The 15,591-nt window shown below is 41.3% G+C and carries 13 protein-coding genes; 5 read left to right on the top strand and 8 right to left on the bottom strand.

All coding sequences use genetic code 11. The features are described 5' to 3' along the window. Window positions 1-29: 29 nt before the first annotated feature. Window positions 30-1,622, top strand: a complete 1,593-nt coding sequence (locus IL355_RS17095) for a sensor histidine kinase (RefSeq protein ID WP_192463323.1) — start codon at window positions 30-32, stop codon at window positions 1,620-1,622. A 47-nt stretch (window positions 1,623-1,669) separates the two neighbouring features. Then, entirely contained in the window at window positions 1,670-2,056 is a 387-nt protein-coding gene (locus IL355_RS17090) for a response regulator (protein ID WP_192463322.1), read from the top strand. Here IL355_RS17090 and kynU read toward each other — a convergent pair whose 3' ends face one another. Beyond that, entirely contained in the window at window positions 2,057-3,325 is a 1,269-nt protein-coding gene (gene kynU, locus IL355_RS17085; protein ID WP_192463321.1) for a kynureninase, read from the bottom strand. It abuts the gene before it with no gap. A gap of 38 nt (window positions 3,326-3,363) precedes the next feature. Continuing rightward, window positions 3,364-3,840 (bottom strand): GNAT family N-acetyltransferase, encoded by a 477-nt coding sequence (locus tag IL355_RS17080; RefSeq protein ID WP_192463320.1) that lies wholly within the window; start codon window positions 3,838-3,840, stop codon window positions 3,364-3,366. A 64-nt stretch (window positions 3,841-3,904) separates the two neighbouring features. Here IL355_RS17080 and IL355_RS17075 point away from each other — a divergent pair, with 64 nt between their 5' ends. Next, window positions 3,905-4,546 carry an O-methyltransferase gene (locus tag IL355_RS17075; protein ID WP_192463319.1) on the top strand — a complete coding sequence of 214 codons (642 nt, stop codon included), beginning with the start codon at window positions 3,905-3,907 and terminating at the stop codon, window positions 4,544-4,546. On the opposite strand, the gene IL355_RS17070 is transcribed toward IL355_RS17075, so the two are convergent. From IL355_RS17070 to IL355_RS17045, 6 genes are all read right to left on the bottom strand, one after another. Then, window positions 4,512-5,084, bottom strand: a complete 573-nt coding sequence (locus tag IL355_RS17070; RefSeq protein ID WP_192463318.1) for a phosphatase PAP2 family protein — start codon at window positions 5,082-5,084, stop codon at window positions 4,512-4,514. The genes IL355_RS17075 and IL355_RS17070 overlap by 35 nt on opposite strands. 2 nt (window positions 5,085-5,086) lie before the next feature. Further along, window positions 5,087-5,416, bottom strand: a complete 330-nt coding sequence (locus IL355_RS17065) for a Sec-independent protein translocase subunit TatA/TatB (protein ID WP_187458420.1) — start codon at window positions 5,414-5,416, stop codon at window positions 5,087-5,089. A 119-nt stretch (window positions 5,417-5,535) separates the two neighbouring features. Next, window positions 5,536-7,845 carry a M1 family metallopeptidase gene (locus tag IL355_RS17060; RefSeq protein WP_192463317.1) on the bottom strand — a complete coding sequence of 770 codons (2,310 nt, stop codon included), beginning with the start codon at window positions 7,843-7,845 and terminating at the stop codon, window positions 5,536-5,538. 61 nt (window positions 7,846-7,906) lie between these two features. Next, on the bottom strand, window positions 7,907-8,413 hold the full coding sequence (locus tag IL355_RS17055) for a DUF6702 family protein (protein ID WP_192463316.1): 507 nt from the start codon (window positions 8,411-8,413) through the stop codon (window positions 7,907-7,909). A 54-nt stretch (window positions 8,414-8,467) separates the two neighbouring features. Beyond that, complete coding sequence (locus IL355_RS17050) at window positions 8,468-9,235, bottom strand: carboxypeptidase-like regulatory domain-containing protein (protein ID WP_192463315.1); 768 nt, start codon at window positions 9,233-9,235, stop codon at window positions 8,468-8,470. A 79-nt stretch (window positions 9,236-9,314) separates the two neighbouring features. Further along, window positions 9,315-10,055, bottom strand: coding sequence for a hypothetical protein (locus IL355_RS17045; protein WP_192463314.1), 741 nt, complete (start codon window positions 10,053-10,055; stop codon window positions 9,315-9,317). A gap of 327 nt (window positions 10,056-10,382) precedes the next feature. On the opposite strand from IL355_RS17045, the gene IL355_RS17040 reads away from it, so the two are divergent. Both IL355_RS17040 and IL355_RS17035 read left to right on the top strand, forming a co-directional pair. Then, the gene (locus IL355_RS17040; RefSeq protein ID WP_192463313.1) at window positions 10,383-14,372 is read left to right on the top strand and encodes a beta strand repeat-containing protein; all 3,990 of its coding nucleotides are present in this window, start codon (window positions 10,383-10,385) and stop codon (window positions 14,370-14,372) included. Beyond that, window positions 14,372-15,523: a gliding motility-associated C-terminal domain-containing protein gene (locus tag IL355_RS17035; protein ID WP_225621307.1), complete on the top strand. Its 1,152-nt coding sequence runs from the start codon at window positions 14,372-14,374 to the stop codon at window positions 15,521-15,523. Before IL355_RS17040 ends, IL355_RS17035 begins: the two co-directional genes overlap by 1 nt. The last annotated feature ends 68 nt before the right edge of the window (window positions 15,524-15,591 follow it).

The raw sequence follows: 15,591 nt of genomic DNA, 5'->3' as shown, positions 1-15,591 counted from the left end.
GCTAACCTAACTAAAAAAGTTGCCAACCCATGAAACTCAAGTTAACATCCGTTAATCTGATTATAATTTCTTTGGTTCTGTTCATCATTACCAATCTTATTATATGGACTTCCGCGTCATATAGGATTGAAACTTTTACCACCAATATTCTTGAATTGGAACAAGTACGGGCAAACAATAGAATTGACCGAGCTCAAAACCAATTCTTGAATCTTTACGACATCAGTAAAAAGAACATTTCCATGATGCGCAATATGGTACAAGTGGAAATGATCAATAAGGATGAGGTGGAACTTATCGCCTTTAAAATGTCCAAATTCATTGAAATGGACTCCAACTATTTTCAGGCGAGAATTATTGATTCCACGGGGGCGGAGCTCATTAAAGTTGAAACCGTTAATAATGGTGTAAGGATAGTTCCTAGCAAAGAACTGCAGTCCAAAGCCAATAGATATTATGTAAAGGAAGCACTTAAGCTTAAGGAAGGAGAATTGTACGTCTCCAAGTTAGACTTAAATATGGAAAACGGGGAAATCGAAAAACCTTATAGACCTACAATTCGGTTTTTAACCCCATTAGTTGTAAAGGGTGAAAAAATAGGGATTATAGGTTTGAACCTCAATATTAAAAATTGGTTCGACTCCTTTGCCGGTAAAAACATCGGCTTGTTGAATGGCGACAATGTGGTATTTTTTGACGAACAAAAGCAACTTTACCAACCCTTTGATGAAGATTTAAATGTTCTTGATAAACATGCGCATCCTAAGTTTTACCATAAAATATTAAGCTTGGAAGGGAACCAATCCTGGACATTGTATACTAGGGCCAACACAGATTTGGTGGACGCTAGATTGGCTCATTTTAAGAGAACAACTTATCGTAATTGCCTCCTACTATCCGCAGGCGTTCTATTTCTTTTGATAATTACCTATACGCTACTAAAAAAGAATTCCAAGATTTCCACACTCAATAAAAACATTGAATCTCAATTGAGAGAGCGAGATACCTTGATCAAGGAAATCCATCATAGGGTAAAAAACAATTTACAAGTAGTGGCCAGCCTTCTCAGCTTGCAATCCAGCTTTATTGAAGATGAAAGCATAAAGGTACTTTTTAGATATAGCCAGTACCGAATCAACTCCATGGGTATGGTTCATGAAATGTTGTACAAAAGTGGTGACCTTAGTAGAATTGACTATAAGGAGTATGTTACGGAGTTGGTGAATGCCCTAATACAGTCCATGAAGGGTAGAGGAACAAATATTAAATTAAAAACCGAAATTGATAATATTCACCTAAACCTTGATACCTCCATTCCCTTAGGTTTAATTGTCAATGAAATTGTAACCAACTCATTAAAGTATGGTTTTGCTAATGAGAACGAAGGAACAATTTTTATAAAACTTAAAAGGATAGAAAGTTCCAATCATAATTATAAATTGATTGTTAGCGATGATGGCGTTGGTTTTCCAGATACTATCAATTTCAGAAATACCAAATCCCTTGGACTTAAATTGATTCACAAATTGACTTTACAGCTAAGGGGAAATATAGAAAAGGACAATTCCAAAAAAGGGACCTATTATATAATCACATTCAAAGAGATAGAACAAATTTCATAGAAAGCAGAAAGGCAATACAAAGTTTGAACCAATAAAATGTAGAAGATATGGATTTAAAAGTATTAATTGTAGAGGACAATTTTATTATTCAGATGTTTTTGGAATCTGGCATAGAGTCAATGGGGCACCAAGTGGTTGGTGCGGTAGACAATGGTGTTGACGCAATTGATTTGATTGAAACGAAAAGCCCTAATCTCATACTATTGGATATTGGTCTGGCCGGTAAGCTAAGTGGTATTGAGGTAGGCGAGCAAATCAAAGAAAAGTATCATATTCCATTCGTGTACCTAACTGGCAATTCCGATAAGCCTACTTTGGAGAGGGCTTCGCATACAGAACCGCTTCACATCATCAAAAAACCCATTGATGAGGACAAACTACGAAATGAAATAAGTTATATCATAGAAAAGTTAGAGGCGCCTATCGATATGTAATCAGTTTTTTAAAATGCCTTCCTTAAGAATCTGTCCAAACCTATACATATCTTCATAGGAGCAATAAAATGGAGCTGGCGCTAACCGAATCACATTGGGTTCTCTCCAGTCTGTAATTACCCCATTTTCCATAAGGTAATCGAACAATTGCCTTCCTTGCCCGTGCAAGAAAACGGATAATTGACATCCCCTATCCTCTGGGGTAATAATTTCGAAAGAACCGGTAGTTTCCTTATCAATTTCCTTTAAAATAAATTCCAAATAAGATACGATGCGATTTCGTTTTTCAATTAGGGCGGCCATCCCAACCTCTTCAAACATTTCTAAAGATGCTAAATACGGTGCCAAGGATAATACCGGGGGATTGCTTAATTGCCAAGAGTCTGCTGTTCCGGTAGGTTCAAATTCCGGTTTCATTAAAAACCTGGTTTCTTTTTTTGTTCCCCACCATCCTTCAAACCGAGGTATTTCCTGATTCTTCAGATGAGTTTGATGAATAAAGATTCCCGAAGCATTTCCAGGACCACTATTCATGTATTTATAACTGCACCAAGCGGCAAAATCCACTCCCCAATCGTGTAATTGAAGTTCTATGTTACCGGCCGCATGGGCCAAATCCCAACCCACGTAAGCACCCACTTTTTTACCGGCCTTTGTAATGGCCTCCATGTCAAAAACCTGGCCGTTGTAATAGTTGACACCTCCAATTAGGACCAAGGCCAACTCATCTCCTACCTCTTCAATTTTAGAAAGTACATCTTCAGTTCTCCAAAAATGTTCTCCTTCGCGTTTTTTAATCTCAACCAGGGTCTCATCAGGATCGAGGCCATGATGCCTTACTTGACTTTGAAGCATATACTGGTCCGAAGGAAATGCCTTTTCTTCACAAATAATCTTGGTTCTTTTCCCTTGAGGTCTATAAAAGGAAACCATTAAGAGGTGTAGGTTAACGGTTAAAGTGTTCATTACGCAAACCTCTTCCTCCCTTGCCCCTACTACTTTGGCCATAGGTTTAGCCAAGCGCTCATGGTAATCCCACCATGGTTTTTCTGCATGAAAATGTCCCTCTACCGCCAAATTGGCCCAATCTTCCATTATATCGTTCACGAAGGAAGGAGCATTTTTAGGTTGCAGGCCCAAAGAGTTTCCAGTAAAGTAAATTACCTGCTTACCCTTTACTTTTGGAAAATGAAATTGCTCACGGTATTTAGAAAGACGGTCCTCCTTATCCAAGGATTGGGAAAAGCCCAAGGTATTTTCAAACTGCATAAAATGAGGTTTTTTCAAAAGTACGACTTCATCCCCAATTAAAAGGAACCTTCCTCCCTTGGCAAACGCATTTCAATAATGTGTTTTTTAAACCCGGCCTTTTCATAAGCCTTCACTGCCGGAAGGTTGTCGCTATATACCGTCAATCTAATTTCCATAATCCCTCTCTGGTAAGACCATTTCTTTAACGCTTCCACTATTTGCGCATTCAAGCCTTTACCACGGTGATCCGGATGTGTATACATAAAACCCAAATACCCATAATTTTTATGGTCGAGATAATGCCTAGCCGACCTTAATCTCACATAGCCAGAAGCCACTAAAGTTCCCTCCCATTCAATGACCATTACTTCGGATTCATCCCCTAAAATCAACTCATTTAGGTCATAGTAACTTATTTTCCCTTTTTGTATGGTTGGATCAAAAGGTCTTTCGGCCTTGATAATTTCGTGTTCAAAGGACAATAACAAATCTAAATCGGCCACTTTTGCTGTCCGTAGGGAATACTCGCTCATAATAGTCCTATTACATTTCCTAACAAGATTACAAAGTACTTTATATTTGCACAAAATTTGAAGCATGCATTTTTTATCTGCAGTTCTGGAAAATTACATACAGGATAATTCTCAAGAGGAACCAAATTTATTACAGGAACTCACTCGCGAGACGCATTTAAAAATTCTTAGGCCCAGAATGCTTACCGGTCATTTTCAGGGCAGGGTTCTAAGCATGCTTTCCAAAATAATAGCACCCAAGAATATTCTTGAAATTGGAACCTATACGGGCTACTCGGCACTATGTTTGGCAGAGGGCATGCAAAAAGATGGTAAGCTCCATACCATTGACATTAATGAAGAACTGGAGCCTATTCAAAAAAAGTACTTTCAAAAGAGTAATTGGGCATCCCAAATAGTTCAACACATTGGAGACGCCAAGGAAATCATTCTAAATTTAGATGTAGTCTTTGACCTTGTTTTTATTGATGCGGAAAAAAAAGACTATCCGGTTTACTTTGAAAAGATACTGGAAAAAACAACTTCTGGCAGTGTTATACTTTCTGATAATGTACTTTGGTCCGGAAAGGTCATAGAACCCTTGCAGAAAAAAGATAAGGTGACGCCTATACTTTTAGAGTATAATAAAATGCTGAAAGAAGACCCTAGGGTAGAAACCGTATTACTTCCCATTAGGGACGGTCTAACCCTAACGAGGGTCCTATAAACCTAGCATACAGGAAATAGAAAAAAATGGCGGAAACAATTCCTACGGTAGCTCCCACAAGAATATCTACAGGAAAGTGCACCCCAACAAAGATTCTGCTCATTACAAAGAGCACCGGCCAGATATAAAACAGCCAACTCCATTTAAAACGGTCTCTTAAAAATAAGACCACCAACGTAGTAATGGAGAAAGAACTTGCGGAATGCCCACTAAAAAAACTATACGTTGTAGGGTTCTTTAAAATACGTATCAAGGTATTGATTTCCGTGTTGTTGTTAGGCCTTAGTCGAGCCACGGAGTGTTTGGTCAAATCCGTTAGCGTGTCCACAAAAAAGGATAGTAACAAAATGGTAATAATTACGAAGATGGCTTCCCGTTTGGGATACTTTTTAAAAATCAAAAAGATAAAAAGTAGAAAGAGGGGAATCCAAGTACTGAAGCTGGTAACGGTGGTCCAAAAGGCATCATATTCGTCAATGCCCAGGTTGTTTAAGTAGATAAATGTTTGTCTGTCCCATTCTAGAATTCTTTCTAGCAAGACTAACTTCTTTTAATGGTTCCGGTTACTTCGTCCACACTTTTTTTTACCTGATCCACCTCTTTTTTGATATCAGTTCCAATACCATCGGTAAGATTGCTTTTTACATCATCAATATCATTTTTGATGTCATTTACAAAGCTGGTATCTATCCCTTGCTTTTCGGCACTTTTCTGAATCTCCCTTTTTATATCTTCCGTAGCATCCTTCAATTGACGCATACCACTACCCAGACCTTTGGCAATTCCCGGAATCTTATCCGCTCCAAAGACCATGACCACGATGAACATGATAAAAAATATCTCACCGCCGCTAATAAATAATAAATGCATACCGTACATACAGCAAATATAGTGAAGATTAGGTTCGAAACTAAAAAGACCTGTCAGGATTTTTAGCAAGCAACTTAAATTGCTTTAACCTAACAGGTCTTTGTTATAAATGGGAAAAATTACTTCCCTTTAATATTTTCCTTCATTTTATCAAAGTCCGAAGGTCCGTTCTGGGCCGGCCATGAATTGTTGGTGGTATCAATATCCGCAGTTTCCATTTTTGGATCAACCACAATACCCGTCAATTCTGTTTGTGAGGAAATAACAACGCTTACCTCCTTATCACTTTTTCTCCAAATTTCAGGAGGATAGGTAATATTCTTGGTACTGCCATCAGCATAGGTATACTCCACAATCAATGGCATTGGAATACCTCCTGGTTTATCAAAAGTAACTTCATAGAAATACTTTGGCTCCTTTACCGCAGCTCTTTCGCTCTCGGTCATATTGTCCATCATAAATTCCTTAAGGGATTTAGAATTATCCGAAGGTGCCTTCCCTTTTAAGTTGGGGTCCGCATCCTCACTATCTTCCTCTGCCAAATATACCAATGGAGGTAAATCTGCTTCGGTAATGTTTCTGGCCGCCATATATTCTTGCATTTTCTTGCTAGGCTTATCGGACACATAATATTTCTTGATTCCTTTTACACCTATATCCACATAATCCGTAGTATAGAACCAAGCTCTCCAATACCAATCCAAATCTACCGCAGAGGCATCTTCCATAGTCCTAAAGAAATCTTCCGGGGTTGGGTGCTTAAACTTCCAACGTTGGGAATACGTTTTGAAAGCATGGTCAAAAAGCTCACGTCCCATGACCGTTTCACGAAGAATATTCAAAGCGGTAGCCGGCTTCCCGTAGGCATTGGGTCCTAATTGGTAAACGTTCTCCGGATTGCTCATAATTGGAGCGATGGTACTTTGGTCCCCACTCATGTATGGTACAATTTTAGAAGGCGCTCCCCTTCTAGATGGATATGTACTGTTTGGAGCAATCGCTTCTGGATAGGCTTCACCAAATTCCTGTTCTGCCATAAATTGCATAAAAGTGTCCAAACCTTCATCCATCCAACCCCATTGACGCTCATCGGAGTTGACGATCATAGGAAAGAAGTTATGACCCACTTCATGGATAATAACACTTATCATCCCATATTTTACACGATCGGAATACGAACCGTCCTCATTAGGCCTTCCGTAGTTCCAACAAATCATAGGATACTCCATTCCTTGGTTTTTGGCATGTACCGAAATAGCCTTCGGATAAGGGTAATCAAATGTATGTGCAGAATACGAACGTAACGTATGGGCCACCGCTTTGGTAGAATACTCTTCCCAAAGTGGATTCCCTTCTTTTGGGTACATAGAAACGGCCATTACATCGCGATTGCCCAATTTAACGGCCTGCATATCCCAAATAAACTTTCTGGAAGTGGCAAAACCGTAATCACGAACGTTCTCTGCCTTAAATTTCCATGTTTTCTTTTTAGTACTGAAATTTTTCTCAGCGGCCTCAGCCTCTTCTTGGGTTACAATAATTACCGGCTTGTCATACGACTTTTTGGCTTTCTCGTAACGCTTCATCATCTCTTTGGAAAATACTTCCTTTCTATTTTGAAGTGTTCCCGTGGCATCCAACACATGGTCTGCAGGAACCGTTATGTTCACTTCATAATCCCCAAAAGGAAGCGCAAATTCTCCACTACCCCAGAATTGATGGTTTTGCCAGCCTTCTACATCACTATAAACGGCCATTCTTGGGAAGAACTGGGCAATTACGTAAGCCCTGTTCCCATCGGCTGGAAAATATTCAAATCCGGAACGGGCCCTGTTCACGGTATGATCAGGAATGTTGTAGTTCCATTTGATGGAAAAAGAAATTTGTTCCTTGCTTTTTAAAGGTTGCGGAATGTTCACCCGCATCATGGTCTGGTTAATGGTATAAGACAGGTCTTTGCCATTGGCATCCTTTACAAATTCAATGTTAAAACCACCATCAAAAGGTTCCGTGATATACTTTTGGACAAAGGAACCGGCCTGTTCTGCCATGGGAACGCCGCCACCGTTCCTAAGAGGGGATTTAGACGTTTTAGCGCGTACATTTTGATCCAACTGAACCCATAGATACTCTAAATCATCAGGGGAATTATTGGTGTACGTAATGGTTTCCTCCCCATAAATCTTGGCATTCTTGTCATCCAGTTCTATGTCCATTACATAATCTGCTTGTTGCTGATAGTAATCGGGACCAGGGGCTCCAGATGCCGAACGGTAGTTGTTGGGAGTGGCAAACTCCTCGTACATTTGTTTGAACTTGCTTTGGTTGTAGTGTCCCGGTTCTTTTTCTTTTTTTTGCTCCTCTTGAGCTGTCGCCAAAGCTGCGAACAGGAAAAGAGCGGACAAAAGGTGATACTTGAATCTTGTCATTTGCTTCTTTAGTTATTAATCCGTGAAAAATAAAATTTTTTAAGGAATCGTTAATCTAATGTTACAAGTTTAACATTCCTTTAGGATGCGATTTGATAAGTACGAAACTTTTCTTGGTATCTTTTATCTTTATGTGAACCACATTTTGCTGATCATCGAACAGATCCGTGAGAATTTCATTTTCGATTTGTACAGATTCCGTCTTATTTAAATCCACTTTAGGCACTTCCAGATAAAGCACTACTACATCCGCATCGTATTTCTTCCCTATAAAGTCGTATTCTACAGGTGAACCATTTACCGATACCACAAACTTGGATCGTAGGTATTTTTCAATGTAGGCATCGGCCATTTTGTTCTCTTCTTTAGAGGCCAATTTCGCTTCCAAGTCATACCTGGCCATTAGGAGCCGGTCCAAATCATCAATAAAAACCCTACTGGTAATCTGTAAAGCTTGGTCCTTTTCGGAATAGTTAACGTTCGTTACGCTCACATAAAATTTGTGAGCTACGGAAAACGCCAGTAAAGGGAGTACGAAAAGGGGAATAAAGCGGAGTATCATTGGCATACCTATAGTATTTAGGAGCAAATTTAAACAAAACCTGTGCCATAATACGGATTTCTATAGTCCGTTGTTGTCGCGGTAAATAGCACTTCTTTTTTTGAGGTATTCCCATATCTTGAGTCGGTCATGGGTATCTACGGTTACTTGAAAAACGGGATCTACCTCACAGAAATACATAAAGTCATCTATTTTTTCTTCCGGAATTTTAAATTGCTTTACATAGACAGAATCTGGGTAAAATGCCTTCACCCTATTGGTCCTTGCATAGGTTTCATTTCTTCTCACCCGGTTTTTCAACATTTTTGTGCGACCGGAAATTCCGTTCAAAATAGGGTTTAAGGGAAGAAAACCGCCCCCGGTGGTTGCCTCGTTCAGCAACCGTTCCGCTTGGGTGGGGAATATGGCGTAGGCATTTGGTAGTCCTAGCGTAGAAGCCGTTACCACAGGTTCAATTGTTAACCTGTTTAAATCCCTGTCCATGGCACCCGAAAGATTATAGGGCATGACCACCACTTCTTCAAGTTCGGTTACTCCTTCCTCCAGCGGAACAAGTAACAATTTGGAATCCAACACATTCAAGGTTACTGTTATTTCCTTCCTTTTATACTGTACTGCGGAAAACACCAAAGTATCGTTCAAGCTTACCGGAATGGAAAAAAACCCTTGCAAATCGGTTATGGTAGCTCTTTGGGTGGTGGTATTGAGCACATGGGTAGCGGCAACATCACCGTCTTTACTGTAGACCCTGCCTTCCTGCTTTTTTTGAAAAAGGTCTTGGGAATAAATCTTAGGAAGGAAAAAAAGAAATAAAATAAAAAAAGACATTCGTTTTAGACAAAAAGAAAAAGCCAGCGGTTGCTTACAACCTACTTTTTCCCTCATTGGCCAAAACGGATGCTTCAATTTATTCATCTACCTGCTTACGGTATGCCTTGCTTTCGGTGACCAAAAAATCTATCAGCTCAAATTCATTTTGCTTCAATAGCAAATTGTATTCGGGAGCACGCGTATCCACGTAACTTAAAAAGTCCAATATTTGGTCTTGAGATAGTTTTAAATCCACCACAAAGAACTCATCATCATATACTTGCCTAAGCACTTCGCTCATTTTTAACCTGGGTCGCTCCACATTGTCCTTTTGGGCCGCTTTTGCCAAGGCTTTGAAAATGTTCACAAAATTGAGTCCGTTTTCCATACCTCGTTCAGTCTGGCTTAAAGCTGTATTCTCCACTTCGGTAGAACGGTCTATTTCATATTCTATCTCCTTGAACTCTTGGTTCTTTACCGCTAAAAAATGTTCTTGGTTTTCCGGGCTCACCACAACTTCGTCCAGTTCCGTAATCTTTTCCTTTACTTCCACCACCAGTCTACCGTTATCGATCATGGCTTGGGTAAGCTTCACTACCTTTAGCTGGTAATTAACGGCGGAAAAAGCCAATTCATCCCCCACTTTCGCTTCAATGGCAAATTGTCCGCCATCATTGGAAATTACCGCATCTTCCGTTGTAATATTGATGACATTCTCGTTGGGTACGGGTACATTTCTGTATAGCACGGTACCTCTCACCATTGCCCTATCTTCGTCTTGGGCTTGTGCAAACAGGGATAAAAAAAGTATAAAAATTAAGGTAGGGATATTCCTCATTGGGTTGTTTTATTACATAATTTAGAAATGGATAAGTGTATTTTACAAAGTGCTTATCCTCGCATTGTTTTGAAAATAAAGGTCGGTTAAAATTACCGGAATCAACTTAAAAAGTTCATAAAGAAACTACATGTTAAGGTCTTATAAAAAAACCGGTCTCTAAACTTTTGTTAATTCGTTCTGTGCCTAAATGTAGGCCGAAACCTGACTCTTGTAGGAAAAACTTTAACCCGTTCAACTGTGCTTCGTGGTAGTTCATCCTTAAATATTAGCAAACTAAGCGGATAATTTTATTTTTGTTGACCCTAATAGCTTAAATCTTGATCTATGCTGAATAGAATTGCGTTACCACTTCTTTTTATGGGTCTCTTAACCACTACTTTGGCTACGGCCCAGGTAAAGATTGGAGACAACCCTCAGAACATTAATGCCACTTCCTTATTGGAATTGCAGAGCAATGACAAGGTATTGGTCATTACCCGTGTAGATGCAGCCCAAATGGCAACCATTGTGCCCACCCGAGGCGCCTTGGTCTATAATACCACGGAAAATTGTGTATTCTATTACGATGGCTCCCAGTGGGTGAACCTGTGCGAAGGTGGCGCAGCGGCAGGCAACCTTACCGCTGATCCCATAGTGAATGACATTAGCACTATCGTCATAACGCAATCTGCGGATGGAAGCAATTTTGAAATAGCTCCCAACAGCATCAATAGCGAGCAAATTGTCAATGGAGGCATCAACGGTATTGATATACAGGACGGTTCTATAGGTCAAGGAAAGTTACAGAACAACTCTGTAACCCAAGATAAGCTTTCTGAAAACTCCGTAGGGGCATTTGCTTTGGACAATGACAATATCAATTTGTCCGATTTTACCAATGACCAAGGTTTTATCACCAATGCGGACATCATAAGCAATGATGCCGGCAACAGCATACAGCCGGGTAGCGATAATGGCGCTTTTTATGACGATTCACTCTTAGTGGCTGAAGTAGCGGCCAATACCACGGCCAATGCCGCGGATACCGATCAAAGCCCAACCAATGAATTTCAAAACCTGTCCCTTACAGGTGATCAGTTGACCATAACGGATGGAAATACCATTACCCTTCCCACTTTTAGTGGATCAGACACAAAAATTGAGAACGGAGCCAATACCACAGTTGCTGGAAACGGTACAACCGGAACTCCATATCAGATCAACGTTACCGGGGTAGATACCGATATTACCAATGAGCTAACGGATTTAGCTTACAATCCCACGACGAACATTTTAACCCTTACCAACCCCGCTACAGCCACTAATGAAATAGACCTAAGTGGATTGGCCGGGGGTGGTACTGCCGATGGTGTAATTTCAAATGTAACATGGAATGAAACAACTAGTGAACTTACATTTACTGGTACTCCTGGTGCTTTTAATAATGTAATTGACCTTAGTTCATTAGAAGGAGGTACAGGTACCAATCAAAATGCTGCCGAGGTACCGGTAGCGGCTACACCTGCCAACTACACGGCAGCCACGGCCGATGTGGAAGCCCATCTGATTGGTATAGATGCAGCTCTGGCATCAGCGGGAGTTGGAGCACAGGATATAAGTGAAGTACTGACCGAAGGCAACGATGCCGGAGCTGCCGGAATCACCAATTTGACCACTGACGGTACTGATAATACCGCAGCGGCCACCGTAGGTTTTGTAAACGCTCAAATTGCTGCTGGCGGACAGCCATTGAACGATGGCCTAATTTTAGTGGGGGATGCTACCGACAATGCACAATCGGTCGCTATTAGCGGCGATGCCACCATGGATAATGCCGGAGTTCTAACTATTCAAAATGACTCTATCACTTCATTAAAAATTAAAGATGCTACCATTGCCTTGGAAGATTTAAGCGATATGGGGGCCACTGCAGATGGTGAAATTTTACAATGGAACACCGCTGCCAATAGTGGTGCTGGCGGATGGGAAATAGGTACCAGTACAGAACCCACTGGAACCGCCAAATCTATCTTTTTTGCTGATACAGACGGTACACCTACAACAACCGAGGACAATACAAACCCCAATGATGATTTTGGACTAATTTGGGACACCAACGCAAGACCAGTTAGTTCTAACACTTATGGTGCTCTGTATGTTGGTAGACAAGCAGGAAGTCCTGCTCCTGGTAATAATTCAAAAGTTGTTATAAGTGAGCGAATTGGCCCATCACATCCACAACAAGGACTGTCCTATCCATTACAATTGCAAAACGAAAACGGTACTGATACGGGTAGTGGCGCCGCAGGTATTCTATTTGCCGTTGAATCGCTAGGAAGTTTTGGAAAAGGTGGTTTGGTGTATGAGAGAATTGGACCTTGGGGTATTGGGGATTTCCATTTTTTACAGAATCAAGTGGGCGATAACTCAATCCCGACACTTACCGACAAAGCCTTTACCATTCAAAATGATGGGGACATTCAATTATACGGAAATCTTATTGCTCAAAATGGAGCCGGAAGCCCAAGTAATGTTCTTACCATAAATTCAGCAGGAGAAACCGTTTGGGGAACTGGGGGGGGTGGACTCAGCACCGTAACCACGGATGGTACAACTATTACCGGAAATGGCACCGACGTTGCCAACGCTATCGCATTGGCGGACAATGCCGTTTCAACAGCAAAACTGCAAGACGGCTCTGTAAACTCTTTAAAAATAGTAGATGACGCCGTCACCTCTGCAAAAATTTTAGATGGTGAAATTCAAACAGCCGATATTTTAAACGGTACCATTCTTGCCGAAGACCTTGCGGACATGGGCGCAGCAAATGACCAAGTTCTTAAATGGAATGGCACCGCATGGGCTCCGGCAGCCGATGCTGGTGGAGTTGCTTATACGGCGGGGAGTGGCCTTACCCTTTCAGGCGCCAACGAATTTAGTGTTGATAATTTAGCTGGGGAGGTTAACGGACCAACAACTGCCACTGTAATTGCGGACAATACCATTAATTCTGCAAAAATTGTAGATGGCGAAGTACAAACAGCCGATATTTTAAACGGTACCATTCTTGCCGAAGACCTTGCGGACATGGGTGCAGCAAATGACCAAGTTCTTAAATGGAACGGTACCATCTGGGCACCTGCGAACGACGCTGGTGGAGTTGCTTATACAGCAGGGACAGGACTTACCCTTTCAGGTGCAAACGAATTTAGTGTTGATGATTTAGCTGGGGAAGTTACCGGACCAACAACTGCCACTGTTATTGCGAACAATACGATCAATTCTGCAAAAATTGTTGATGGCGAAGTACAAACAGCTGACATATTAAACGGCACCATTCTTGCCGAAGACCTTGCAGACATGGGCGCCGCAAACGACCAAGTTCTTAAATGGAACGGTACCGCCTGGGCACCTGCAAACGACGCTGGTGGAGTTGCTTATACAGCTGGGGCAGGATTAACACTGACAGGTTCTAACTTCAGCGTAAATGTGGACGACGCCTCTATTGAAATTGCCAGTGGAAATCTTCAAATAAAAGATGGAGGAATCACAAATGTTAAACTAGACAAAGTCAATATTCCTTTATCCGGATTTGGTAATCCAACTGCTGATATCAATTTAAATTCTCAAAAAATTATAAACCTAGCGGTACCTACTTTGGACACTGACGCAGCAACCAAAAAGTATGTTGATGACAACGCCGGAAGTAATCTTTCTAATGCTAATTTAACTCAAACAGCTGCTGTCAGAACATATGAAATCGGATCAGGTCAGTCCTTAACTTTTACCGGAGCTGGTTTTTTAGGTTTTGGTAATGGTGCAAATCCACCTTTGGATAAGTTTCATTTTGCGGGTGAAGTTCGTGTTGAGGGTATCAATTCTTCAGCTGGCACCGAGGGGTCACCCGCCTATAGTTTCAGTACAAGCAGCGATACTGATACTGGAATGTATCGACCCGCAGCAGATGAAATTGGCTTTAGCGTAGGTGGAAATGAAGCTCTTCATATCGACGAACCTACAAAAGGTGAGACAAATGTTACTGTAAGAGGTTCTTTTTCTACTAACATAAGAACCGACAATAGTGGAGGTACTGTCACAATTGAGGGTAACGACTACACAGTTATATTTAATAACGCATCAGACATTACCTTACCCGCTCCAGCTACAACAGGTACTGGAATTAATGTAGGCAAAATATACATATTAAAGAATGTCACTGGCGCTCCAATAACCATCGACCAATATTCTGATTCCGATGGAGTAAGCACAACAACACTAGATACAGGTGTCACCCAACTACAAAGCGACGGTACAACTTGGCATCAAATAAATTAATGATGAAAAACACCCTATACATACCTTTTCTGCTGCTAAGTGCCGGTCTTTGTGCGCAAACCGCCTTGTACAATACGGGCAACCTACGTATTCATGACGGTGGCGAAATGGGCTTTCATACCGATCTGATCAATGACGGCTCTTTTGATGAAAACCAAGGTCTGGCCGGTTTTTATAGTACAGATAGCCGCTCCATCAATGGTAGCCTCCCCCCTACTTTTCAGGATGTGGAGTTTCTTACCCAAACGGGTACTTTTTTAAACAATCCCGTAAATGTGAGCAACAATGCCAATTTTATTTCCGGAGATGTCATTACCATCCCGGCGCAACCCGGCATTACCCTTAACTTTTTAGATACAGCGTTCCCTTCCGGGGAAAACAATGCCAGTAAGGTCAACGGGTATGCCAGTGTGAGCGGTCAGCAAGACTTTACCTTTCCGGTAGGCGATTCAGAACAACTACGTCAACTAAGTTTAAACTCCGAAGGAATCAACAATCTCGCAAAAGCGGCCTATTTTTTTGAAGACCCTAACAGCCCCAGTGAATTTCCGGCTTTTAGCACCAATAGCCGGGCCAACGGCATAAACGAAATAAGTACCAGCGAATTTTGGAGACTGGAAGGTTCCGTGCCCTCCTCCGTGCAATTAACCTGGAACAATCGCAGTGATATTGCTTCCTTAAGTGAGGATGTGGAAGAAATAGTGGTGGTAGGTTGGAGCAAGATTACCAACCAATGGGAAATGTTGGGCGGACCGGCCTCTGTGGGAGATTTGATCAACGGAGTGGCCATTTCCGGTTCCTTTATACCGGATGATTATGAAGTACTTACGTTTGGGGCTTTTGGGGAACCCAGGGATTTTCTGGATTTGGAGAATTATTTTGTTTCGCCCAATGGCGACGGTATCAATGATTTCTTGGAAATACCGGAACTGGCGCTTTCCCCTAACAACCATATGATGATTTTTGACAGGCAGGGAAGCAAGGTGTTTGAAAAGACCAATTACACCAATGAATTCAACGGCCTATCCAATCAAAATAACTTTGTCATCAATCGCGAGGGCGGATTGCCATCCGGGGTGTATTTCTACATCGTGTCTTTGGACGATTTAAATCTAGAATTTCAAGGATTTTTGTATTTAGCAAACGACTAGAAAAAATAACCAAGACCACAGTGATGATTGCTCCCCAGCTCCGATGTCCAATCGGATTCACCACCATG

It is taken from the genome of Euzebyella saccharophila (assembly GCF_014855495.1).
GTDB lineage: Bacteria > Bacteroidota > Bacteroidia > Flavobacteriales > Flavobacteriaceae > Euzebyella > Euzebyella saccharophila.
The sequence above is the reverse complement of the archived record's forward strand: the minus strand, read 5'-3'. Positions and strand labels throughout refer to the sequence as shown.